The 22,999-nt window shown below is 41.6% G+C and carries 20 protein-coding genes; 5 read left to right on the top strand and 15 right to left on the bottom strand.

The window, feature by feature from the left end:
- Positions 1-57 precede the first annotated feature (57 nt).
- Positions 58-663, bottom strand: coding sequence for a DUF924 family protein (locus C9J38_RS01635; protein ID WP_107205589.1), 606 nt, complete (start codon positions 661-663; stop codon positions 58-60).
- 141 nt (positions 664-804) lie between these two features.
- On the opposite strand from C9J38_RS01635, the gene C9J38_RS01630 reads away from it, so the two are divergent.
- On the top strand, positions 805-1,239 hold the full coding sequence (locus C9J38_RS01630; protein ID WP_107205588.1) for an HIT domain-containing protein: 435 nt from the start codon (positions 805-807) through the stop codon (positions 1,237-1,239).
- 48 nt (positions 1,240-1,287) lie between these two features.
- Here C9J38_RS01630 and C9J38_RS01625 read toward each other — a convergent pair whose 3' ends face one another.
- The 5 genes from C9J38_RS01625 to C9J38_RS01605 form a co-directional block, all read right to left on the bottom strand.
- Positions 1,288-1,530: a FeoC-like transcriptional regulator gene (locus tag C9J38_RS01625; protein WP_107205587.1), complete on the bottom strand. Its 243-nt coding sequence runs from the start codon at positions 1,528-1,530 to the stop codon at positions 1,288-1,290.
- Positions 1,527-3,812: a Fe(2+) transporter permease subunit FeoB gene (feoB, locus tag C9J38_RS01620; RefSeq protein ID WP_107205586.1), complete on the bottom strand. Its 2,286-nt coding sequence runs from the start codon at positions 3,810-3,812 to the stop codon at positions 1,527-1,529. The genes C9J38_RS01625 and feoB overlap by 4 nt, the downstream gene beginning before the upstream one ends.
- Positions 3,812-4,039, bottom strand: a complete 228-nt coding sequence (locus C9J38_RS01615) for a FeoA family protein (protein ID WP_105060630.1) — start codon at positions 4,037-4,039, stop codon at positions 3,812-3,814. The genes feoB and C9J38_RS01615 overlap by 1 nt, the downstream gene beginning before the upstream one ends.
- 290 nt (positions 4,040-4,329) lie before the next feature.
- Positions 4,330-5,691 carry a murein DD-endopeptidase MepM gene (gene mepM, locus C9J38_RS01610; RefSeq protein ID WP_107205585.1) on the bottom strand — a complete coding sequence of 454 codons (1,362 nt, stop codon included), beginning with the start codon at positions 5,689-5,691 and terminating at the stop codon, positions 4,330-4,332.
- Between the two features lie 3 nt (positions 5,692-5,694).
- Entirely contained in the window at positions 5,695-6,762 is a 1,068-nt protein-coding gene (locus C9J38_RS01605; RefSeq protein ID WP_107205584.1) for a zinc ABC transporter substrate-binding protein, read from the bottom strand.
- Positions 6,763-6,930: 168 nt separating this feature from the next.
- On the opposite strand from C9J38_RS01605, the gene znuC reads away from it, so the two are divergent.
- The 3 genes from znuC to C9J38_RS01590 all read left to right on the top strand — a co-directional run bounded on the left by znuC (position 6,931) and on the right by C9J38_RS01590 (position 10,675).
- Entirely contained in the window at positions 6,931-7,695 is a 765-nt protein-coding gene (znuC, locus tag C9J38_RS01600) for a zinc ABC transporter ATP-binding protein ZnuC (RefSeq protein ID WP_107205583.1), read from the top strand.
- A complete protein-coding gene (gene znuB, locus C9J38_RS01595; protein ID WP_105060634.1) occupies positions 7,692-8,477 on the top strand; it encodes a zinc ABC transporter permease subunit ZnuB in 786 nt (261 codons plus the stop codon). Before znuC ends, znuB begins: the two co-directional genes overlap by 4 nt.
- A gap of 140 nt (positions 8,478-8,617) precedes the next feature.
- The gene (locus tag C9J38_RS01590; RefSeq protein WP_107205582.1) at positions 8,618-10,675 is read left to right on the top strand and encodes a PhoX family phosphatase; all 2,058 of its coding nucleotides are present in this window, start codon (positions 8,618-8,620) and stop codon (positions 10,673-10,675) included.
- 71 nt (positions 10,676-10,746) lie between these two features.
- On the opposite strand, the gene sucD is transcribed toward C9J38_RS01590, so the two are convergent.
- From sucD to sdhC, 8 genes are all read right to left on the bottom strand, one after another.
- Positions 10,747-11,619, bottom strand: coding sequence for a succinate--CoA ligase subunit alpha (gene sucD, locus C9J38_RS01585; protein WP_005370551.1), 873 nt, complete (start codon positions 11,617-11,619; stop codon positions 10,747-10,749).
- Positions 11,619-12,785 carry an ADP-forming succinate--CoA ligase subunit beta gene (sucC, locus tag C9J38_RS01580; protein ID WP_005370549.1) on the bottom strand — a complete coding sequence of 389 codons (1,167 nt, stop codon included), beginning with the start codon at positions 12,783-12,785 and terminating at the stop codon, positions 11,619-11,621. Before sucC ends, sucD begins: the two co-directional genes overlap by 1 nt.
- Positions 12,786-12,932: 147 nt before the next feature.
- Positions 12,933-14,138 (bottom strand): 2-oxoglutarate dehydrogenase complex dihydrolipoyllysine-residue succinyltransferase, encoded by a 1,206-nt coding sequence (gene odhB, locus C9J38_RS01575; RefSeq protein ID WP_107205581.1) that lies wholly within the window; start codon positions 14,136-14,138, stop codon positions 12,933-12,935.
- A 27-nt stretch (positions 14,139-14,165) separates the two neighbouring features.
- A complete protein-coding gene (gene sucA / locus C9J38_RS01570; RefSeq protein ID WP_107205580.1) occupies positions 14,166-16,997 on the bottom strand; it encodes a 2-oxoglutarate dehydrogenase E1 component in 2,832 nt (943 codons plus the stop codon).
- Positions 16,998-17,114: 117 nt separating this feature from the next.
- Entirely contained in the window at positions 17,115-17,828 is a 714-nt protein-coding gene (locus C9J38_RS01565) for a succinate dehydrogenase iron-sulfur subunit (RefSeq protein ID WP_005370542.1), read from the bottom strand.
- Between the two features lie 15 nt (positions 17,829-17,843).
- Positions 17,844-19,610, bottom strand: coding sequence for a succinate dehydrogenase flavoprotein subunit (sdhA, locus tag C9J38_RS01560; RefSeq protein WP_107205579.1), 1,767 nt, complete (start codon positions 19,608-19,610; stop codon positions 17,844-17,846).
- On the bottom strand, positions 19,611-19,958 hold the full coding sequence (gene sdhD, locus C9J38_RS01555; protein ID WP_045148138.1) for a succinate dehydrogenase, hydrophobic membrane anchor protein: 348 nt from the start codon (positions 19,956-19,958) through the stop codon (positions 19,611-19,613).
- Complete coding sequence (gene sdhC / locus C9J38_RS01550; protein WP_107205578.1) at positions 19,952-20,353, bottom strand: succinate dehydrogenase cytochrome b556 subunit; 402 nt, start codon at positions 20,351-20,353, stop codon at positions 19,952-19,954. The genes sdhD and sdhC overlap by 7 nt, the downstream gene beginning before the upstream one ends.
- 390 nt (positions 20,354-20,743) lie before the next feature.
- On the opposite strand from sdhC, the gene C9J38_RS01545 reads away from it, so the two are divergent.
- Positions 20,744-22,033: a citrate synthase gene (locus tag C9J38_RS01545; protein ID WP_107205577.1), complete on the top strand. Its 1,290-nt coding sequence runs from the start codon at positions 20,744-20,746 to the stop codon at positions 22,031-22,033.
- An 84-nt stretch (positions 22,034-22,117) separates the two neighbouring features.
- On the opposite strand, the gene C9J38_RS01540 is transcribed toward C9J38_RS01545, so the two are convergent.
- Entirely contained in the window at positions 22,118-22,876 is a 759-nt protein-coding gene (locus C9J38_RS01540; RefSeq protein ID WP_107205576.1) for a Nif3-like dinuclear metal center hexameric protein, read from the bottom strand.
- Positions 22,877-22,999: the final 123 nt, after the last annotated feature.

The following is a 22,999-nucleotide window of genomic DNA, read 5'->3' as shown; positions in this document are numbered from 1 at the left end:
TTATAAATTAGGCTCTGTAAATAAAAACATAACCAAAGATTCAATAGTTAGATCCCTTTATTGACCAAATCGCTGACCACCTTGGTTCAACCACATCAATTCACCTTGCGTAGAAAGTCGCCCCAGCACCGCATTACGATATGGAAAACGTCCAAATTGCTTAATCACATCATAATGGCTTCTCGCATAATTATAAAAGCCATCAAATAGTTCACGATTATTCAAGGAAGTTGATTCTCTTAAGTGTTGAAAGCGAAACACACTCTCTTCTTGATCTTCCAAATCTTCTGCATGTTCTAAAGGTAAATAGAAAAATACGCGTTCAATTGGCGATAAATCTACATCTTGATTCAATGCTAAACCACGTTTACACAATGCTAAGGCTAATGAGTCATAACGAAATGCCGCACTTAATCCACGGTAGATGTTGCGGCTAAATTGATCGAGTAAAATTATCAGGGCCAAGCGACCTTGGGCCGTTTCACACCAGTGATTTAACTCCCCTTTGCCAGCCTTACTCACCCAAGATTGAAAATGGGTTTTAATGTAAGCATCAATTTCTTCACCACCTAGAAACCAAAGCGCATGTTTATTTTCTTTGGTTACTTCACCCTCTAACTCGCCAAACCAATAATCGAGTATAAACTGATATTCGCTTGCCATAAGTTGCCTCACAATAATTAGAACTCTTAACCAAATGTTAGAGAATACGTTAAGGATAATACCAATCGTTTTAAATTAGGCATACTATGATAAATAATGCTCTGGCTTGTGAGCCATAATGTACTGTGAAGGAATAATTACATGCGTTTCACTCTTCATCCTCGCCTACAATCTGATACCACTGTACTCGGTGATTTTCCGCTTTCTCGTGTTTTATTATCTAAAGAAGCGCTGGGACCATGGATTATCTTAGTCCCTCGTATTGACGAGTTACGTGAGATCCACCACCTACCTGAACAAGACCAATACCAACTAATGCGTGAATCAAGTGCCGTAGCCACATTATTAGAAAACGACTATCAAGCAGAAAAGATTAACGTTGGTGCATTAGGTAACCTTGTACCACAACTTCATTTACACCACATTGCACGCTTTAGTCATGACATAGCATGGCCTGGACCAATTTGGGGGAATACAGATGGTACTCAACGCAGTGAAGCGCTACAAGCAGCACTGGCTGATGAGCTGCGCGAAGAGTTAAGTCAGGTTAAAGGCTTTACAGCTATCTCTCATTAGCATTAAAAAAGGCAGCTTAATTAAGCTGCCTTTTGATTTTACTACCTTCTATCGCATTACCGTTATCGATAATTCGTTAACGGATAAACAACGATACCAAATCTCTTTCGCAGGTTGGCAGCAGTCTGAACTTTCACAGCCAACCAATTCTTTTCCAATCGAACCCTTACGTATCCATACATCAAGCATTGCTTCAACCCCGTCTTCCGACATTCCGAAGTGAGCAGAGAGTTGCTTGCGACTGACACGTCCATGCTGTTCAATATATTGTTTTAACTGCTGTAGGATCATTCTACTAACAAGCCTTCAAGGTTAGTTTGTTTTTTTCCTTCTCGTTTCAATAACAAGAAGATACCGCCATTAATCAATACGAAGAAGCTAATCCAGAATGCACTCGTTACAGGATGATCAACAAAGTGAGCAATTTGGTAGAACCAAGTGGCAAACGAGTAAGCCATTAACATCGTCCAACCTGCAATAAACAGAGCAAACTTCTGACCAAACTCACGTACGTAAGCACCCATTGCAGCCGCACATGGTGTGTACAACAGAATGAAAATCAAGTACGCCATTGCAGCTGCACCACTTACGAAGTGCGCTTGAATGTTACCGTATACAGATTCGTTAACACCCTGCTCTTCAGCAACGGCTTGTTTGTTTTCTAAATCACCCACTTCGATACCCAGTGGATCACTAAAGCTTAATGCTGCTAGGTTATCACCAACTGATTCAACTGCTTCTTTTAAGCTAGCAACAAGGTTGTATTCTTCATTGCTATCATCTGTTGCTGGTGCATATAAGCTGTTTAGCGTACCCACAACGGCTTCTTTTGCGAAAATACCCGTAATGATACCGACGGTTGCAGGCCAGTTATCGGCTTTCACACCAATAGGTTCTAATACTGGCGTTACAACTTGTGCGGCTTTTGAAAGTACAGATTTAGACGTATCTTCGTTACCGAATGAACCATCAGTACCTAATGAGTTAAAGAAGCTTAATACTGCCACAACGACAACGATGGTTTTACCCGCACCAAATACAAAGCGCTTTAGCTTTTGCCATGTTTTTATCACCACATTGCGAATAGTTGGTAATTCGTAGTTTGGCATTTCCATGATAAAGCTATCACTAGAGCCAGGGTAAAGCGTTGAACGTAAAATAAGCCCCGTCATCACAGCTGCCACAATACCTAATAGGTACAGTGCAAATACCACGTTCTGACCATTTTCAGGGAAAAAAGCTGCTGCAAACAGTGCATATACCGGTAAACGCGCGCCACATGACATAAAGGGTGCCATTGCGGCTGCGAGTTTACGCTCACGTTCTTGTTCAAGAGTACGAGTTGCCATGATCGCAGGTACATTACAACCAAAGCCAAGCACTAGAGGAACAAATGCTTTACCCGGTAAACCTACTTTTTGCATCACTTTATCAAGAACAAATGCGGCGCGTGCCATATAGCCCGAGCTTTCTAATACCGCAAGGAACAAGTACAAACACGCAATCACTGGAATAAAGGTTGCAACCGTTTGAATACCACCACCGATGCCGTTCGCAATAATTGTTACTAACCATACTGGCAAGTGATCATCTAAAAGATGATGACCACCATCGACTAATAGTGCGCCAAAGCTAATATCAAAGAAATCGATAAATGCACTACCAATGTTTATCGCAAACATAAACATCACGTACATTACTAAGAAGAAAAATGGGATACCAAAAAAGCGGTTTAGTAATACACGATCTATTTTATCCGTTAGGCTGTTACTTAAACGGCCTTCTTGACGACGGACTTTTTGACACAGCTGATGCAAGAAGGTGTAACGCACATCAGCGACTTGAATATCAGGATCAACCGTACTTAATAAATCTGCACGTAAACCACATGCTGTTGTTTTATCTTCATCAGATAGCGTGTTGATCACTAAAGTATCGTTTTCTAATACACGGATACCTTGTGCACGAGCATTTAGCTTATCGTTATGTTTGAATAACGGTGCTAATTGACTCACTGCTCGCTCGAAATCTTGACCATAATCAAGCTCAAACTCGTTAACGACAACACCTTGTGTTAACATCTTGTGTAACTTGGTTTTAAATTCAGCAATACGCTCCATATTATTAGCAGATAACGCTAATACAGGACACCCTAATGCTTTTTCTAACGCTTTAATATCCAATACCTGACGCTGGCGCTTCAATACATCCATCTTGTTGAGCACAACCACCATCGGGCGGCCTAGCTCACGCAGCTGTAGCGTCATGTATAAACTACGCTCTAAGCTCGATGCATCAACAACGTTGATTATCACGTCAGCAGGCGTTGTTAAAATTGCACGTGACGCGATTGCTTCATCAAGGCTATTCGCATCGTTTGCACTATCAAGGTTATAAATACCAGGTAGATCTGTCAGCGAAAAATCATCACCATTGTGTTGGTAGCGACCTGTTTTTTTCTCAACCGTTACACCAGCCCAGTTACCGACTTGCTGCTTAGCGCCAGTTAAGCCATTAAACAACGTTGTTTTACCACTGTTCGGGTTACCAACAGTAAGAATATTATATTGCATTACAGTGCCTCAACCTCGATGTTTTCTGCAATTTGCTTACGTAAAGCGATATCAACACCACGTACACGAACTTGAAGCGGATCACCTAACGGCGCCACACGAACAACGGTAATTTCTGTACGAGGTAGTAACCCCATAACCATCAACTTTTTTCGCGTCGCTGAGGGTAACGCAGACATATTAATGACGGTCCCACAGTTTCCGCATGACATCTCTGACAACTTCATAGTAAATCGTTACCTTAATAAGAATTATTAGCATTTCTGGTTTGAATTTTACATATTGATACATTTCATGTCTTGTCATAAATCAAAAAAACATTTGTTTTTTTGCCATTACATTGCTTAAAAACGACATGGAATCACCAAAAAGGAACAGAAATACAAATACTTAATTCCTTATAGATATAAATGGCAAGTATTGGGTTAATTTAAAAAACGTCTTTGATTAGTTAAATTCAGTGATAAAAACCATAAAAAAAGCGCACAATATGTGCGCTTTTTTACGATTAAACAACTTAGCTCGATATTACATCGTTAAACTTATCCTTATAAAAGCTAACTTGTTTCATTAAATTTTTGCGTTCTTTACCATAGAGTGGATCGGCTTGTGGCAAAGATACTTTCATTGCGTCAACAGGACGACCATTTTTTATCAACTCAAAATGTAAGTGTGGGCCTGTTGAGCGCCCAGTATTACCACTTTTAGCAATACGTTGTCCCATTTTCACTTTATCGCCCACCTTCACCTCACGTTTACTTAGGTGTAAATAACGTGTCATATATTCTCGGCCATGCTTAACGACAATATAGTTACCTGCTAATGGGTGGTAACGTGATTTTACAACGACGCCATCACCAGCAGCCAAAACAGATGTACCAATCGGAACCGCAAAATCGGTACCATTATGTGGTGATCGGCGTCCAGTGACAGGGTGGAGACGATTTGGATTAAAAGATGAGCTGATACGATAACGTTTCGATGTGGGAATACGTCTAAATGCTCGGTTTAAACTGTGGCCACTACTATCATAGAACTGATCATCATCACCTCTAATAATAAAGGTTGAATCCTTACCATTCGCTGATTTGTAGTAAAAAGCATTAACCTCACCTTTACCCACCGCCTTACCATCAATAAATTCTCGATCAATACCTACAGCAAAACGATCCCCTTTATGCGCTTCGCGTCCAAGGTTAAATTTCCATTGTAAGGCTTTTACTAATGTTTGGATCTGAGTCGGTGTTAGGCCTGCTGCTCGAGCTGAATTATAAAAACTGCCATTTACACGTCCGATGATAGTAACGGGTTTCATCTCACCTTTTTTAACTATCTTTTTATATACATAACCTTTTTTCGATAGTGTAAAGGCATCCGTCTCTTTTTTACTGCGGATAATTTTAAGTTCTGTTAATTTCCCATCATCATTGACTTCCCACTCAAGTGTTTGTCCAACACGCAAATTCTGTACTGACTTATTTGCATCAATTAAGCGGTACATATCTGAAATAGGCAAACCATACTGTGAAAAGATAATCCCTAACGTTTCACCCGATGCCACTCGATGTTTATGCTCAACTTCAACTTTAGCATCATCAAGTTGTTGCTCTATTTCATCTTTTGGTGCTTGGAATTCAGGATCATTTTGATCAAGAGACACACCTAATGGCTCACTATCTTGTTCAGATAATAAATCTAATTTAGATGGCAATGTGACATCAATACGCTTATTTACGCTTGATGATGGAAAAGTTACTTGTGGTTTTGATGGCTGCCACATTATGGCAGCCATCATAAGCACAGAGGTGGAAACTAACGCAATTTTGTGCTGACGCGGCAGCTCTTTAATAGAAGTTGCTGCCGCTTGATATAATTTCATTTTCTATTTTAAACACTTGGTAAAGCTCTGTCCGAGTTCCTTAATAAAACGGACGTATCCTCCCTTGCCCACTTCGACATTTGTCGCCATTGGATCAAGGGTTCCTATGTTTACCCCTGTGCCTTTAGTTACACTATCAACAACTGCTGGTGAAAACTGCGGCTCACTGAATACACAATAAGCTTGCTTATCTTTTAATGCTTCACGAATTGCGATTAGAGTTTTAGCACCAGGCTTACGATCAGGCTCAACAGTAAAGTGCCCTAAGTTATTCAGACCAAACTGATGTTCGAAATACCCATAGCCATCATGAAAAACAAAATAGCCATTATTTGAAAGAGGTTTTAATTCCGCATTAAGTTCACTTACAGCTTGATTAACTTCAGTGGTAAACGTTGAAAGATTATCGAGATAAACAGTTTTATGCAATGGATCATGTTTAATCAATGCTTCCGTGATCACATTTGCGGCTTCAATTGTCTGTTTTGGTCCCATCCAGAAATGCGGATTAAGCCCAGAGTGGTGATGACCTGCATGATCACCATGGTCATCATGAGCATCGTGACCTTCATGATCGCCATGGTCATTGTGATCATCGTGGCCGGCATGATCGCCATGGTCATTGTGATCATCGTGGCCGGCATGATCGCCATGGTCATTGTGATCATCGTGGCCGGCATGATCGCCATGGTCATCGTGATCGTCGTGACCGGCATGGTCATCACTCGGTTTAGCACCATAATTTAGAAAATCGATACCAGCTTGTTTTGTCAAAGCGAAGCTATTTGGGTTTGTAGCCATAAGTTTTGTTAAAAAAGTTTCTAGTTGAGGCCCAACCCAAATTACCAGATCTGCATCATTCAATTTTTTTACATCTGATGGACGTAATGCATAATCATGTGGAGAAGCTCCTGGTGGTAAGATTGCATCTGACGTTGCTGCACCTTGAACTAACTCACTAACAATCAGGTTTAATGGTTTAATGGTTGTAACAACTTTAAAGTCATCTGCCATTGCTGAACCTGATAAAGCCAGAGCTGCTGCACAAAACAATGATGATATACGTTGCATTATTTTATTATCCTAAAAAATAAGTGTTGCACTTTTATACTGCTAATTATTTATATGATGAGCAATATATTCCCTAACGAACATGATAATGTTACAATATAACACATCAGTAATGTTATATTATAACATTACCTTTTATTTCTAAAGCCTATTAAGACAACTTCCTTTATGTCAACCCTAATCGAACTACAATCAGTCACTGTCTCATTTGGTGAACGTGATGTTTTGGATAATATTACGCTTAAGCTTGAACGCGGTGAAATTACCACCTTAATCGGTCCTAATGGTGCAGGTAAATCAACCTTAGTAAAAGTCATAACAGGACTGAGTAAAGCCACAAAAGGAAAAGTGGTTCGTAAAAAAGGAATTCGTATAGGCTATGTGCCTCAAAAGCTACGCCTAAATAATACCCTGCCTCTTTCTGTCGATCGTTTTATGCGTCTTGCTGGGCGTTATAATCAAGAACAACGTATCGAAGCTTTAAACATGGTTAATGGTCGTCACCTACTTAACAGTGATATGCATGGGCTCTCTGGTGGTGAAATGCAACGTGTCTTACTTGCACGTGCCTTATTGCAAAAACCGGATCTACTGGTACTTGATGAGCCAGTACAGGGGGTTGATGTAAATGGCCAATTAGAGCTTTATCGCCTGATCCAACAGTTACGTGATTTACTTAACTGTGCCATCTTGATGGTTTCTCACGACTTACACCTTGTCATGGCGAAAACTGATAATGTGATTTGTTTGCAACATCACATCTGTTGCTCTGGTAGTCCACTGACTGTGACGAGCCACCCTAAATATATTGCATTATTCGGTCAAACATCGACAGAGCAGCTTGCTGTCTATGAACATAAACATAACCACCAGCATGACGATTCAAATAAAACTCATAAATGCTGTAATAACCATGAGGAATCAAAAGCATGATTGAGTTTCTTCTGCCGGCCTTGATCGCTGGTATTGGTATTGCAATACTCGCCGGTCCACTGGGCTCATTTGTTGTTTGGCGAAAAATGGCTTATTTCGGCGATACATTATCTCATGCCTCTCTACTCGGTATTGCGCTAGGTTTTCTTTTTAATATCAACTTAAATCTGGCGTTAGTTATCTGTTGTTTAGTGCTTGCAGTTGTACTGGTTACGCTACAAAAACAACGTTATGTAGCCACAGATACTTTACTGGGTATCTTAGCCCATAGCGCTTTATCGCTAGGTCTAGTTGCAGTGAGCTTCCTCGACAATGTTCGTATCGATTTAATGTCCTACTTATTTGGTGATTTATTGGCTGTAACCACTAACGATCTATTATGGATATATTGCGGTGGTGCTGTCGTTTTAGCTTTATTGATTTATCTATGGCGACCACTACTTTCGATGACTATTAGTGAAGAAATGGCTCAAGTAGAAGGCGTGAATGTCGATTTAATGCGCCTATTACTGATGTTAATGGTGGGTATGGTAATCGCTGTTGCGATGAAATTTGTTGGGGCATTGATCATTACATCATTACTTATCATTCCTGCCGCGACCGCTCGACGTTTTTCACACAGTCCAGAATCAATGGCAGTATTTGCGTCAATTATTGGCGCGATAGCTGTGGTTCTTGGTCTTGCAATGTCATGGCATTACGACACGCCAGCAGGCCCTTCTGTTGTTGTATCTGCCGCTGCAATGTTTATGCTTAGCCAACTAAAACGCACTGCGCGTTAACCTTATCTTCATTAATTGGGTAGCTGATAATATTATTAAATATAAATGTCACAATAATAGACAAATTCTGTCACTACCCATTCTTACTATCTTTCCTGTTCAACTTATTAAATAAATAATAAACACAGGAAAGCAAAGCAATGAGTAAGGAAACGTTCGATCCTACCCGCTATAACACCAGTAATAACAAAGCATTTGAAGATGTACTTCAAGCTAACTTGCAACGCCGAAGCATCCTCAAGGGTGGCTTAGGTATGAGTGCAATGTCAGCTCTTGGTGCATTAGGTCTTGCTGGTTGTAACTCTTCAGGTTCAACTGAAGCAACGGCTAAGGTAGCAGATCGTTCTCAAGCTGTTTTAAATTTCGATTCTATCCCTGGTTCGTTAACTGATGCCGTTTCTATTCCTTCAGGCTACACCGCACAAGTATTAGTCCCTTGGGGTACACCATTAAATGCGACTGCAAATGCATGGAAAAATGATGGTACAAATAACAGTACTGATCAGTTAAATGCATTAGGTATGCACCATGACGGTATGCACTTTTTTCCATTAAACGAACAATCTACTGATGGATTACTTTGTATTAACCACGAGTACATTGATCAGCAAGCACTGCACTCAAACTGGGACAAAAATGCCGAAAGAGCAAAAGAAGTACGTACTGATATAGACGAAATCCGCAAAGAGATAAACGCTCATGGTATTTCTGTTGTTCGTATCCAACTTGAAAATAACCAATGGAAGTTAATCGACAGCGACCCACTTAACCGTCGCTACACCGGTGCAACTGTAATGGATTTATCCGGCCCTCTCGCACATTCAGAGTTAACCGTCACTCGCTTTTCACCTGACGGTAGTCAAGCACGTGGAACGCTTAACAACTGTGGTAACGGTTATACACCGTGGGGAACTTATCTCACCTGTGAAGAAAACTGGCCGGGCTATTTTACTAACACTGGCACACGCACCAAAGAGCAAGATCGTATTGGTATTTCGGGCACAGGTAAGTATTTACAAGGTCGCTATAAGTGGGAAACGTTAGCTGGCCATAATGAAGAACGTCTTGATGAATTTGCTCGCTTTAATTTAGCACCAACAGGTACTTCATCACTTGACGATTACCGAAATGAAGCCAATGGTCATGGCTACATTGTTGAAATTGATCCATATACAAAAAACTCTCGAGCTAAAAAACGTACCGCGTTAGGGCGTTTCCGCCACGAAGGCTGTACCTTTGGCAAACTAGAAGAAGGTAAGCCTGTTGTGTTTTATTCAGGCCATGACTCACGCTTTGAGTACCTATACAAATTTGAGTCAGCAGCATTATGGGATCCCGCTGATGCTTCACCTTCAAACCGCTTATTAACCGGTGATAAGTATATGGATGAAGGCACACTATATGTTGCTCGATTTAATGAAGACAGTACCGGAACTTGGCTGCCGTTAACCCTTGATAGCCTCACAACTTCAGGTGATACACTGGCTTCACACTTTAACTCATTGGCTGAGATCATCATTAATACTGCAGGTGCCGCTGATTTAGTTGGAGCAACACCAATGGATCGTCCTGAATGGGCAGCAGTGGATCCATTTACGGGTTCTGTTTACCTCACCCTAACCAATAACACTAAACGTAAAGACAGCACTAACCCTGCCAACCCTCGCCTAAATAATAAATTTGGTCATATCATTCGCTGGGATGAAGGTGAAAATCCAACAGAGTTTAACTGGGATATTTTCGTTTTTGGCTCACCAAGTAATGGTGATGAAGAGACAAACCGCTCAGGTTTAACAGATCTAAATCAGTTTGCTAGCCCTGATGGATTAGCGTTTGATCAACGAGGTATTATGTGGATTCAAACCGATAATGGTGCTGATGAAGTTGAAGAGTACACCAATGATCAAATGCTTGCGGTAGTGCCATCTCAGTTACTGAATGAAGATGATAGTCAAACAGTTATTGCTAGCTCAAATCAGGCAGAGCTAAAACGCTTCTTTGTTGGTCCAAATGGTTGTGAGGTCACAGGTTTCACCATTAGCCCTGACTACAAATCTCTGTTTGTTAATATTCAACATCCGGGCAATTGGCCATATAGTGATAATGCCGCCGAAGCAGCACCTAGCGGTACAGAAGTTCGACCACGTTCATCAACGGTCGTTATTCGACGTGAAGATGGTGGTGAGATTGGTGTTTAACGCTCTGTATTACTAATCAATAAAAAAGCCCTGCAAATGCAGGGCTTTCATTTTCAATGGGTAGGTAGAGATTACCAGTTAGTTACTTCACGTAACGCTTTACCGATATCTGCTAAACTTTTTACTGTCTTAACGCCAGCTTCTTCAAGTGCAGCAAATTTATCTTCAGCCGTACCTTTACCGCCAGAAATAATAGCACCTGCGTGACCCATACGCTTACCAGGAGGTGCGGTAACACCCGCAATGTAAGAAACAACAGGTTTTGTCACGTTCTCTTTAATGTAAGCTGCTGCTTCTTCTTCAGCAGTACCACCGATTTCACCAATCATTACAATCGCTTCTGTCGCTGGATCTTTTTCAAACATTTCAAGGATATCAATGAAATTTGAACCTGGGATTGGATCACCACCGATACCTACACATGTAGATTGACCAAAGCCTTCATCTGTTGTTTGCTTAACCGCTTCGTAAGTCAATGTACCTGAACGCGATACGATACCTACTTTACCAGCCTTATGGATATGACCCGGCATGATACCAATCTTACACTCATCTGGTGTAATAACACCCGGACAGTTAGGACCAATCATACGAACGCCAGCTTCATCAAGGCGAACTTTAACATCTAGCATATCCAGTGTTGGAATGCCTTCTGTAATCGTTACGATAAGCTCGATGCCAGCATCAATTGCTTCTAAGATTGCGTCTTTACAAAACGGCGCGGGTACATAGATAACTGTCGCTGTTGCACCAGTCACTTCAACTGCTTCGCGTACCGTATTAAATACAGGTAGACCTAGGTGTGTTGTTCCGCCTTTACCTGGAGAAACACCACCCACCATTTGTGTTCCGTACTCAATCGCTTGCTCTGAGTGGAATGTACCTTGTCCGCCAGTAAAGCCCTGACAAATTACTTTGGTATCTTTATTAATTAAAACTGACATTATTTACCCTCCGCTGCAGCAACAACTTTTTCCGCCGCTTCTGTTAACGAAGTCGCAGCAATAATATTAAGACCACTATCTGCAAGTTTCGCTGCACCTACTTCTGCGTTGTTACCTTCAAGGCGAACAACAACTGGTACTTTAACGCCAACTTCTGCAATAGCGCCGATGATGCCATCAGCAATCAAATCACAACGTACAATACCACCGAAGATATTAACCAATACGGCTTTTACGTTGCTATCAGAGAGGATAATTTTAAATGCTTCAGTAACACGCTCTTTGGTTGCACCGCCACCTACATCAAGGAAGTTAGCCGGCTGTCCACCGTGCAGGTTAACGATATCCATCGTACCCATTGCAAGGCCTGCACCATTAACCATACAGCCAATGTTTCCGTCGAGTGCAACGTAATTTAATTCCCACTGTGCAGCATGTGCTTCACGCTCATCTTCTTGCGATGGATCATGCATTTCACGGAGTTTAGGCTGGCGATACATTGCGTTAGAATCGATATTAATCTTACCGTCTAGGCACAATAGGTTATTATCACCCGTGATAACTAGTGGGTTAATTTCAAGCAGTGCAAGATCATATTCAGCGAACATATTTGCTAAGCCCATAAAGATCTTAGTAAATTGTTTAATCTGATCGCCTTTAAGACCCAGTTTGAATGCAAGCTCACGTCCTTGGTATGGCTGAGGCCCAACCAATGGATCAATTGCTGCTTTATGAATAAGTTCAGGTGTCTCTTCTGCTACTTTTTCAATTTCCACACCACCTTCAGTTGATGCCATGAAAACGATACGGCGAGAGCCACGATCAACCACTGCACCTAAGTACAACTCATTGGCAATATTAGATGCTTCTTCAACTAATATTTTGGTTACTGGCTGACCATTAGCATCTGTTTGGTAAGTTACTAGATTTTTACCTAGCCAGTTTTGAGCAAACTGTTTAATACCATCTTTGGTTTCATGTAATTCCACACCGCCCGCTTTACCGCGACCACCAGCGTGAACCTGACATTTAACTACCCACTTACTACCACCAATTTTACCTGCCGCTTCTGCCGCCTGTTGTGGCGTATCGCAAGCGTAACCTTCTGGTACAGGTAAACCATATTCAGCGAATAGCTGTTTTGCCTGATATTCGTGCAAATTCATGATGTTCTATCCGTTTTCTTATCCCTTTGGGACTTGTTATATCCATACGAGGTACTCTTGGGAACCTCTTCGTGATTAGATTTGGCAATTTGACTAACTGTCATTAATAGGCTGAATAATGAGCATTTATCCAGCCTATTTACCAAATTATACGTCTAGTAGTAGACGTGTTGGATCTTCAAGTAACTCTTTAATCGTTACTAAGTAACCCACTGATTCACGACCATCAACTAAACGGTGATCGTAAGATAACGCAAGGTACATCATAGGCAAGATTTCAACTTGTCCATTCACCGCCATAGGGCGATCTTGGATTTTATGCATACCTAAAATCGCAGCTTGTGGTGGATTAATGATCGGCGTCGACATCAATGAGCCAAACACACCACCATTAGTGATCGTAAAGTTACCACCTGTTAAATCTTCAACGGTTAACTTGCCGTCACGACCTTTAATTGCAAGTTCACGAATACCCTTCTCAATTTCAGCAAGGCTTAGCTTATCGCAATCACGTAGAACAGGAGTTACCAGACCACGAGGTGTTGATACTGCAATGCTTACATCAAAGAAGTTGTGATAAACAATATCATCACCATCAATAGATGCATTTACTTCTGGGTAACGCTTTAGTGCTTCAACCACAGCTTTTACATAGAAAGACATAAAGCCAAGACGAATACCATGACGCTCTTCGAAGATATCTTTGTATTGCTTACGAAGATCCATGATTGGTTTCATGTTCACTTCGTTAAACGTTGTTAACATCGCCGTACTATTTTTAGCTTCAAGCAGGCGCTCAGCTACACGCTTACGTAAACGTGTCATAGGCACACGTTTTTCGCTGCGGTGCGCTAGTGGCGTATCAACAACAGGTGCTTTTGTCACAGCTGATGCTGATTGATTCTTTAAGTATGCTTCTACATCTTCTCGAGTAATGCGACCACCAACACCAGAGCCTTTAACAGCACCTGCATCAATACCATGCTCACTTAACAAACGACGAACGGCTGGGCTTAATGCTTCACTTGTTTCTTCTGTTAAAGAGGCGGTGTTACGCTTATTCGGTGACGCTTCAGCTTCTGTTGGTACATCTTTTGTTGGTTCACCAGCAACTGCGCCAACTTTGATTTTACCAATCAACTGTTTAGTAAGAACAGTCGTACCTTCACCTTCAAAAATAGCTTCTAACACGCCATCTTCAGGAGCTGGAACTTCAAGTACTACTTTATCTGTTTCAATATCAACCAATACCTCATCACGAGATACGGCATCGCCAGGTTGTTTGTGCCAAGTGGCAACGGTTGCGTCAGCCACAGATTCCGGGAGGTCGGGAACCAGAATTTCGATTGTCATATCGGTTTTGTCCTTTTTGTTCCAGTTCTAATTATTATTTTGCTCTTGAGGAGCAATTGTTAAAGCGTCTTCTATAAGTGCTTTTTGTTGTTTCAAATGCACCGACATGTAACCTACCGCCGGTGAGGCTGATGCTGGACGTCCGGCATAACTTAAACGCGCACCTGCTGGTAACGCAGAATAGAAGTTATGTTGACTTGAATACCACGCGCCTTGGTTTTGCGGCTCTTCTTGACACCAAACAAAATCAGTTACGTGCTTATATTCAGCAATTGCAGCTTCAACGTCTTCTTTCGGGAATGGGTACAGTTGCTCGATACGAACAATCGCCACATCCTCTTGTTCATTCTTGCGGCGTTGCTCCAGTAAATCGTAATAAACTTTACCTGAACAGAAAACCACACGTTTCACTTTATTTGGTGCTAAATCATCAACTTCAGCAATCGCAGGTAAGAAAGTACCGTTAGCTAAATCGTCTAACGTAGATGTACATAACGGATGGCGCAGCAATGATTTTGGCGACATTACAATTAATGGTCGACGCATTGGACGAACCACTTGACGACGGATCATGTGGTAAACCTGTGCAGGTGTTGATGGAACAACAACTTGCATATTTTGCTCTGCACACAATTGTAAGTAACGCTCTAAACGTGCCGATGAGTGCTCTGGGCCTTGACCTTCATAACCATGTGGTAGCAGCATGGTTAAACCACACATACGCCCCCATTTTTGCTCACCAGAACTGATGAATTGGTCAATCACAACTTGAGCACCATTCGCAAAATCACCAAATTGCGCTTCCCATACCGTCAAACCACTAGGCTCAGCCGTTGCGTAACCATATTCAAAGGCTAATACCGCTTCTTCAGATAACACTGAGTCGATCACTTCAAACGGACCTTGTCCATTGTGAAGATTAGCTAACGGCACATAAGTACTAGCATCTTCTTGGTTATGCAGTACAGCATGACGATGGAAGAAGGTACCACGACCAGAATCTTGGCCTGTAATACGAATACGATTACCTTCGTCAACTAATGTGGCATAAGCCAATGTTTCAGCCATACCCCAATCAAACGCTTTTTCACCCGCAATCATAGCGACGCGATCGTTATATAGCTTTTGAACACGGCTCTGTAAAACATGACTATCTGGATATTGGCAAAGGCGAGCACCTAACTCTTTTAAACGCTCAACAGGCACTTTGTTATTCCAATCAACTGTCCAGTCATGGCCTAAGTATGGTGACCAATCAACTGTATGAAGATGCATTGGACGCCATTCTTTTACCACACACTCGCCACGATCTAACGCATCACGATATTCATTGACTAAGCTTGTTGCCGTATCTAAACCAAACACGCCAGTGTCGGTTAGATAATCGGCATAAATCTTACGAGGCGTAGGATGCTTTTTGATCTTTTGGTACATAAGAGGCTGAGTTGCATTCGGCTCATCCGCTTCATTGTGACCATGACGACGGTAACAAACCAAATCAATAACAACATCACGCTTAAACTCATTACGGAAATCAAACGCAAGTCGAGTTACAAAAGCAACCGCTTCAGGATCATCAGCATTAACGTGGAAAATAGGTGACTGCACCATCTTAGCGATATCAGTACAGTATTCTGTCGAGCGGGTATCATTTGGATTAGAAGTCGTAAAACCAACTTGGTTATTGACGACAATACGAATAGTACCGCCAACACCATAACCACGCGCTTGGGACATATTGAACGTCTCAGCAACGACACCCTGTCCAGCAATCGCTGAATCACCATGGAGTGTAATAGGTAATACTTTAGAACCCGTATCATCACCTAAGCGATCTTGACGAGCGCGGACAGAACCCACAACAACTGGGTTTACAATTTCAAGGTGAGATGGGTTAAAGGCAAGAGCAAGGTGAACATCGCCACCTGGTGTAGCAAAATCTGCAGAAAATCCTTGGTGATATTTTACATCACCCGTACCCCAGCTTTCGCCGTGCTTACCTGCAAACTCATCAAATAAGTCTTGTGGCTTTTTACCTAATACATTAACTAACATGTTTAGGCGACCGCGGTGGGCCATGCCAATAACAACTTCGCGTACACCTTGAGAACCAGCGTGACGGATCAGCTCTTTCATCATTGGAATAAGCGCATCACCGCCTTCTAATGAGAATCGCTTAGCACCAGGGAATTTCGCGCCTAAATAACGCTCAAGACCTTCAGCTGCGGTCAATTCATCAAGAAATGAAAGTTGCTCTTCTTGTGAGAAGGAACCGTGCCCCATTACCGATTCAAGACGTTGTTGGATCCAACGCTTTTCCTCAGTATCTGTAATGTGCATGTATTCTGCACCAATAGAGCCACAGTATGTTTTCTTTAACGCAGCATAAATTTCAGAAAGCTTCATGGTCTCTTGACCAACAGCAAACGAGCCTACGTTAAATGTTTCATTAAAATCTTCATCAGTAAGATTATGGAATGCCGGATCAAGATCTGGAACTAAATCACGCTGCCATAATCCTAATGGATCAAGTTTTGCATTTTGATGCCCACGGAAGCGGTATGCATTAATCAGCTGCAATACCTTTACTTGTTTCGCATCTACATCTGGATCACTGACGGTAGCACTTAAAAAGTTGGTTTCTTTCGCTAAACGTCGGAAATAATCACGAACACGTGAGTGAGGTTGTTCTACAGCAGTCTCATTGACTACCGGTAATTCAACAAAAATATCACGCCATTGCTCGTCAACTAATTCTGGGTCGCTAAGATACAACTCGTAGAGATCTTCTACGTAAGTCGCATTGGCGCCAGCTAAATGTGAAGACTCAAGCCATGCCTTCATAACGCCGTTCTGCATTATTTTCCCTTAACCACTAGTTATCGCCGTTTACACCGATTGTTTAATCAGAGCATTAAGGCCGGATCAATTACTCATTCATTGAATTAACGTCACCGGCATATCGATATTATTTTTTTATACTGCTCGTTTAAGCAGCATTGATTTAATGTGACCAATCGCTTTTGTTGGATTTAGTCCTTTAGGACAAACATTTACACAGTTCATTATGCCATGGCAACGAAAAACACTAAATGCATCATCAAGATTTGATAATCGTTCATCTGTTGCTGTATCACGGCTATCAATTAACCATCGATATGCTGCCAATAAGCCTGCAGGTCCAATAAATTTATCAGGATTCCACCAAAATGATGGGCATGATGTCGAGCAACATGCACACATAATACATTCGTACAAACCATCTAACTGCGCGCGATCTTCAGGCGCTTGTAGGTTTTCACGTGCCGGTGGAACTGCTCCATCATCAATTAAGAAAGGTTTTACTTTTGCATAATTGGTGTAGAACTGTTCCATGTCGATAATCAGATCACGAACAACTGGTAATCCCGGTAAAGGGCGGATAACAATCGTGCTCTTATCCATTAAAGCTGATAATGGTGTAATACACGCTAAACCATTTTTACCGTTCATATTAATGCCATCAGAACCACACACACCCTCACGACATGAACGACGGAAAGACAGCGTAGAATCTTGCTCTTTTAACAGAATAAGTGCATCAAGCACCATCATATCTGAGCCTTCTGGCACTTCTAAGGTATACCCTTTCATGTGTGGCGCATTATCCACATCAGGGTTATAGCGATATATTGAGAAGTTGAGTTTCATCTTATCTATCCTCCCTTAGTAAGTACGTGCTTTCGGCGGGAAAGCTTCACGATGAACTGGCGACATGTTTACATCACGCTTAGACATAGCTTCTGTCTCAGGGTTGTAAATAGAGTGGCATAACCAATTAGCATCATCACGTTCAGGGAAGTCGAAACGAGCATGAGCACCACGACTTTCAGTACGGTAGTTAGCCGCGACTGCCGTTGCCATTGCTGTTTCCATTAAGTTTTCAAGCTCTAAGCATTCAATACGTTGTGTATTAAACTCAGAAGAAGTGTCATCTAAACGCGCATGCTTTAAACGTTCACGAATTTCTTTTAGCTCTGTAAGACCCGTTGCCATCGCATCACCTTCACGGAAAACCGAGAAGTTGTTTTGCATACAACTTTGAAGATCTTTACGAATTTGAACAGGATCTTCACCTTTTTGCGTAGTGTTCCAACGGTTAACACGGGCTAAAGAGGCTTCTATATCAGAATCTGTGGCAGGACGAGCTTCTGTTTGTGCAGCCAACGTTTCACCTAGATGTAAACCCGTTGCACGACCGAAGACGACCAGATCAAGTAATGAGTTGCCACCTAAACGGTTAGCACCATGCACAGATACAGATGCGATCTCACCACAAGCGAAAAGACCTTGTACTTCTTGATCAACACCAGATGCTGTTTGTTTAAGGGCTTGGCCTGATACCTGAGTCGGTACCCCACCCATCATGTAATGACAAGTAGGAATAACTGGAATCGGCTCTTTAACAGGATCAATATGGGCAAAGGTACGCGATAATTCACAAATACCCGGTAGACGCGATTCAAGAACATCTTTACCTAAATGATCAAGTTTCAATTTAATGTGAGGTCCCCATGGGCCATCGCAACCACGACCTTCACGGATCTCAACCATCATTGAACGTGCAACCACATCACGACCAGCCAAATCTTTAGCATTAGGTGCATAACGCTCCATGAAGCGTTCACCATCTTTATTTAAAAGATAACCACCTTCACCACGACAACCTTCAGTTACCAGTACACCCGCGCCAGCAATACCCGTTGGGTGGAATTGCCACATTTCCATATCTTGCATTGGCACGCCAGCACGAAGCGCCATACCAACACCGTCACCAGTGTTAATGTGCGCATTTGTTGTCGAAGCGTAAATACGGCCAGCGCCGCCTGTTGCAAGGATAGTAGCTTTAGATTTGAAGTAACAAATCTCGCCAGTTTCCATACACAAAGCAGTACAACCTAAAATTGCACCATCTTGGTTTTTTACTAAATCTAACGCATACCACTCAGAAAAAATCGTCGTTTGATGCTTAATATTTTGCTGATAAAGCGTATGAAGTAACGCGTGACCAGTACGGTCAGCAGCAGCGGCTGTACGCGCAGCTTGCTCACCACCAAACTCTTTAGACTGACCACCAAATGGGCGTTGATAGATAGTACCGTTGTCAAAACGCGAAAACGGTAGCCCCATTTTTTCTAATTCAATAACTGACTTAGGGCCATTTTGACACATGTATTCAATAGCATTCTGATCACCAATGTAATCAGAGCCTTTTACTGTGTCATACATATGCCATTGCCAATTATCTGGGTGTGAATTACCCAGCGCAACAGTAATACCGCCCTGCGCAGATACAGTATGAGAGCGCGTAGGGAACACTTTTGATAGCAAGGCACATTTTAGTCCTTGCTCTGAAATTTGTAATGCGGCACGCATACCCGCACCACCAGCACCGATAACAACGGCATCAAACTCACGAACTGCAATGCTCACTTACACACCCCACACAATAAAGAAACCCGCAAATAGGTAAACAAAAAGAATTGCTACAACAACAAACTGCAATCCCACTCTTAAAACGGCAGGTTTAATGTAGTCTGTTAACACTTGCCACAAACCAATCCAAGCATGTACAAGAATGGAAACCAAAGCCAACATAGTAAAAACTTTGGTACTGATTTGATTGAAGAATGCACTCCAAGTTTCAAACGTTAGCTCAGGGCCAAACGCAAAGAAACCAACCATATATACGGTGTAAAGGGTCAAAATGATCGCTGTAGCGCGGATCAGAATAAAATCGTGTATACCATTACGGCCGACGGAAGATACGTTATTTACCATACTAAGCCTCCTGCAAATACTGCTAGTACAGCGACAATTGCAAAACTAACTTTGGTACTTGCAATGCCTGTGTCCATTTCTTCGAAATAACCTAAATCCATCAACAAATGACGGACACCTAAAACAATGTGATAAAACAATGCGGTCAATACTCCCCACAGGATAAATTTCACAAAAAAGCTATCAGTAACACTAACAGCGGATGTAAAACCTTCAGGAGAAGATAAAGATAGGTTTAGCAGCCACAGCAAGATGGCAAGGGATACGAATGTAATCACACCTGAAACGCGGTGTAGGATTGACGCTATCGCAGTAAGCGGAAAGCGAATCGTTTGTAGGTCGAGATTGACAGGTCTTGGCTTTTTTACTTTCACGGTTTGCCCACTCAGCTCCATTGAAGCAATTTATTTTTTTATTAAATTCTCTGAGATATACGTACAAGCCAACAAACAAGTGCAACAAAAATTCAATATTAGGTTATTATTATGTTGAGCAGACGTTGTAAACGTCATTACCTAACTCTTAAAAATAAATGACACATGTTTGTAAAATCCTGGCGGGTAGTATAACCAGAGACCTTGCCTCACTATACGCCCCGTAACATTCAAAAACAATTCCAGTTACATGATGTCAAACACGATTCTCATAAATTAATACTTTTTGATTTAAAGTTATTAACAAGCGCACACAAAGAAGCACAATAATTGACAAAAGTTGCGCCTGACGGTACAACAAATGCACATCCGCATCGGATTAGGATTATAAAAATAGCAAAGGAGATTGTTATGGCAGATAAGAAAGCTACTCTTCATGTTGAAGGGAAAGCACCTATCGAACTGCCGATTATCGGGGGCTCTGAGGGCCAAGATGTAATTGATGTGCGTAAACTTGGTGCAAACGGCTTTTTTACATTTGACCCAGGTTTTCTAGCAACAGCCTCGTGTGAATCTCAAATTACATACATTGATGGCGAAGAAGGAATCTTGCTTCACAGAGGTTTCCCGATTGATCAATTAGCCAATAACGCAGACTATTTAGAAGTTTGTTTTGTCTTGTTATACGGTGAGGTCCCTACCCGAGCTGAATACGAGCAGTTTAGAACAACAGTTACACGCCATACCATGGTGCATGAACAAATCGCGAGCTTTTTCCATGGCTTCCGTCGTGATGCACACCCAATGGCTATAATGTGTGGTGTTGTTGGTGCTTTATCTGCGTTTTATCATGACTCTCTTGATATTAACAACGATACACACCGTGAGATTGCAGCATTTAGATTGTTATCTAAGATGCCGACATTAGCGGCAATGTGTCATAAGTACACCATCGGACAACCATTTATTTATCCTCGTAATGATCTTGATTACGCGGAAAATTTCCTTCACATGATGTTTGCAACACCTTGTGAAGAATATGAAGTAAGCCCTGTCGTTGCGCGTGCTATGGATAAGATCTTTACCCTACACGCAGATCACGAGCAGAATGCTTCAACGTCAACGGTTCGTCTTGCGGGCTCTTCTGGTGCTAACCCATTTGCTTGTATTGCGGCAGGTATTGCATCTCTTTGGGGGCCTGCGCATGGTGGTGCTAATGAAGCTTGTCTTAAGATGCTTGAAGAAATCGGAACTGTAGAAAACATTCCTGAGTTCATTGAGCGTGCAAAAGATAAAGATGACCCATTCCGCCTAATGGGCTTTGGTCACCGTGTTTACAAAAACTACGACCCTCGTGCAACCGTGATGCGTGAAGCTTGTCATGAAGTGCTTGAAGAGCTGAAGATTGAAGATCCATTACTAGATGTTGCAATGGAACTTGAGCGTATTGCGCTTTCTGATGAGTACTTTGTCAGTAAGAAATTATACCCTAACGTAGATTTCTACTCTGGTATTATTTTAAAAGCGATTGGTATTCCAGTATCAATGTTTACGGTGATCTTTGCGATGTCTCGTACCATTGGTTGGATTGCTCACTGGAACGAAATGCACAGTGATCCAACAAATCGTATTGGTCGACCTCGTCAGCTTTATACTGGTGAATCATTTAGAGAATTTAAGCCTCTTCATGAGCGCGAATAAATTTTCTTGAAAGTGACGATAAATAAAAAGGTTGAGTTTAAATACTCAACCTTTTTTATTTCATCTATCAAAAGACTAGCTAGCCTATACTGGGTTATCGATGTCGATAAACGCCACATCAAAGTTATATTCTTGTGCTAACCATTCACCTAATGCTTTTACACCATAACGCTCTGTGGCGTGATGACCCGCAGCAAAATAATGAATACCTAATTCGCGTGCAATATGCGTGGTTCTTTCAGATACTTCACCCGAAATAAAGGCGTCACAGCCTTGCTGAACGGCTAATTCAATATAATCTTGCCCGCCACCAGTACACCACCCCACTTTTTTTATTAAATGAGATGAACTCGGTGCGATATGTAATGGTTCGCGTTGAAGTGCCATCGCAATTCTTGCCGCAAAATCCTCACCACAGATCGCTTGATCTAACTCACCATAAATCGCAACTGAACGAGGATTGCCTAACTCTAAACCACCAGTGATGTCTAAATCTAAACGTTGGGCTAACTGTACATTATTGCCAACTTGCGTATGTACATCTAATGGCAAATGATAAGCATATAAATTAATCCCATTTTCAATCAACGCTTTAATACGTCGATATTTCATACCACGAATTTCAGCAGGCTCACCTTTCCAAAAAAAGCCATGGTGGACAACAATTGCATCGGCTTTCTCTTCAATAGCTCTATCAATCAGAGCCTGACAAGCCGTTACGCCAGTAATAATTTTTTTAACGTCGGGTTTGCCTTCAACTTGTAACCCATTAGGACAATAATCTTTGATCAAGTGAGGAGAAAGAAACTCATTAAGTACGGTTTCTAAAGCAAAATTATTCATCTAATGTTGTCCTTAATCTTATAACTAAAATCTTTTTTAATACTACGATATTAGTTTACTAAAGCTATCTTTATATTAAGAGTTTTCTCTGTATTAACAGTAAATAAATGGTATAAAAAAAGC

It is taken from the genome of Photobacterium sp. GB-210, from assembly GCF_003026075.1.
In the GTDB taxonomy this organism is placed as follows: domain Bacteria; phylum Pseudomonadota; class Gammaproteobacteria; order Enterobacterales; family Vibrionaceae; genus Photobacterium.
This window is presented reverse-complemented; position numbering and strand designations above follow the sequence as displayed.

Bases quoted from the DNA above. Each gene is read 5' to 3' on its own strand.
- C9J38_RS01635 (WP_107205589.1), bottom strand. From the start codon at position 663: ATGGCAAGCGAATATCAGTTTATACTCGATTATTGGTTTGGCGAGTTA.
- C9J38_RS01630 (WP_107205588.1), top strand. From the start codon at position 805: ATGCGTTTCACTCTTCATCCTCGCCTACAATCTGATACCACTGTACTC.
- C9J38_RS01625 (WP_107205587.1), bottom strand. From the start codon at position 1,530: ATGATCCTACAGCAGTTAAAACAATATATTGAACAGCATGGACGTGTC.
- feoB (WP_107205586.1), bottom strand. From the start codon at position 3,812: ATGCAATATAATATTCTTACTGTTGGTAACCCGAACAGTGGTAAAACA.
- C9J38_RS01615 (WP_105060630.1), bottom strand. From the start codon at position 4,039: ATGAAGTTGTCAGAGATGTCATGCGGAAACTGTGGGACCGTCATTAAT.
- mepM (WP_107205585.1), bottom strand. From the start codon at position 5,691: ATGAAATTATATCAAGCGGCAGCAACTTCTATTAAAGAGCTGCCGCGT.
- C9J38_RS01605 (WP_107205584.1), bottom strand. From the start codon at position 6,762: ATGCAACGTATATCATCATTGTTTTGTGCAGCAGCTCTGGCTTTATCA.
- znuC (WP_107205583.1), top strand. From the start codon at position 6,931: ATGTCAACCCTAATCGAACTACAATCAGTCACTGTCTCATTTGGTGAA.
- znuB (WP_105060634.1), top strand. From the start codon at position 7,692: ATGATTGAGTTTCTTCTGCCGGCCTTGATCGCTGGTATTGGTATTGCA.
- C9J38_RS01590 (WP_107205582.1), top strand. From the start codon at position 8,618: ATGAGTAAGGAAACGTTCGATCCTACCCGCTATAACACCAGTAATAAC.
- sucD (WP_005370551.1), bottom strand. From the start codon at position 11,619: ATGTCAGTTTTAATTAATAAAGATACCAAAGTAATTTGTCAGGGCTTT.
- sucC (WP_005370549.1), bottom strand. From the start codon at position 12,785: ATGAATTTGCACGAATATCAGGCAAAACAGCTATTCGCTGAATATGGT.
- odhB (WP_107205581.1), bottom strand. From the start codon at position 14,138: ATGACAATCGAAATTCTGGTTCCCGACCTCCCGGAATCTGTGGCTGAC.
- sucA (WP_107205580.1), bottom strand. From the start codon at position 16,997: ATGCAGAACGGCGTTATGAAGGCATGGCTTGAGTCTTCACATTTAGCT.
- C9J38_RS01565 (WP_005370542.1), bottom strand. From the start codon at position 17,828: ATGAAACTCAACTTCTCAATATATCGCTATAACCCTGATGTGGATAAT.
- sdhD (WP_045148138.1), bottom strand. From the start codon at position 19,958: ATGGTAAATAACGTATCTTCCGTCGGCCGTAATGGTATACACGATTTT.
- sdhC (WP_107205578.1), bottom strand. From the start codon at position 20,353: ATGGAGCTGAGTGGGCAAACCGTGAAAGTAAAAAAGCCAAGACCTGTC.
- C9J38_RS01545 (WP_107205577.1), top strand. From the start codon at position 20,744: ATGGCAGATAAGAAAGCTACTCTTCATGTTGAAGGGAAAGCACCTATC.
- C9J38_RS01540 (WP_107205576.1), bottom strand. From the start codon at position 22,876: ATGAATAATTTTGCTTTAGAAACCGTACTTAATGAGTTTCTTTCTCCT.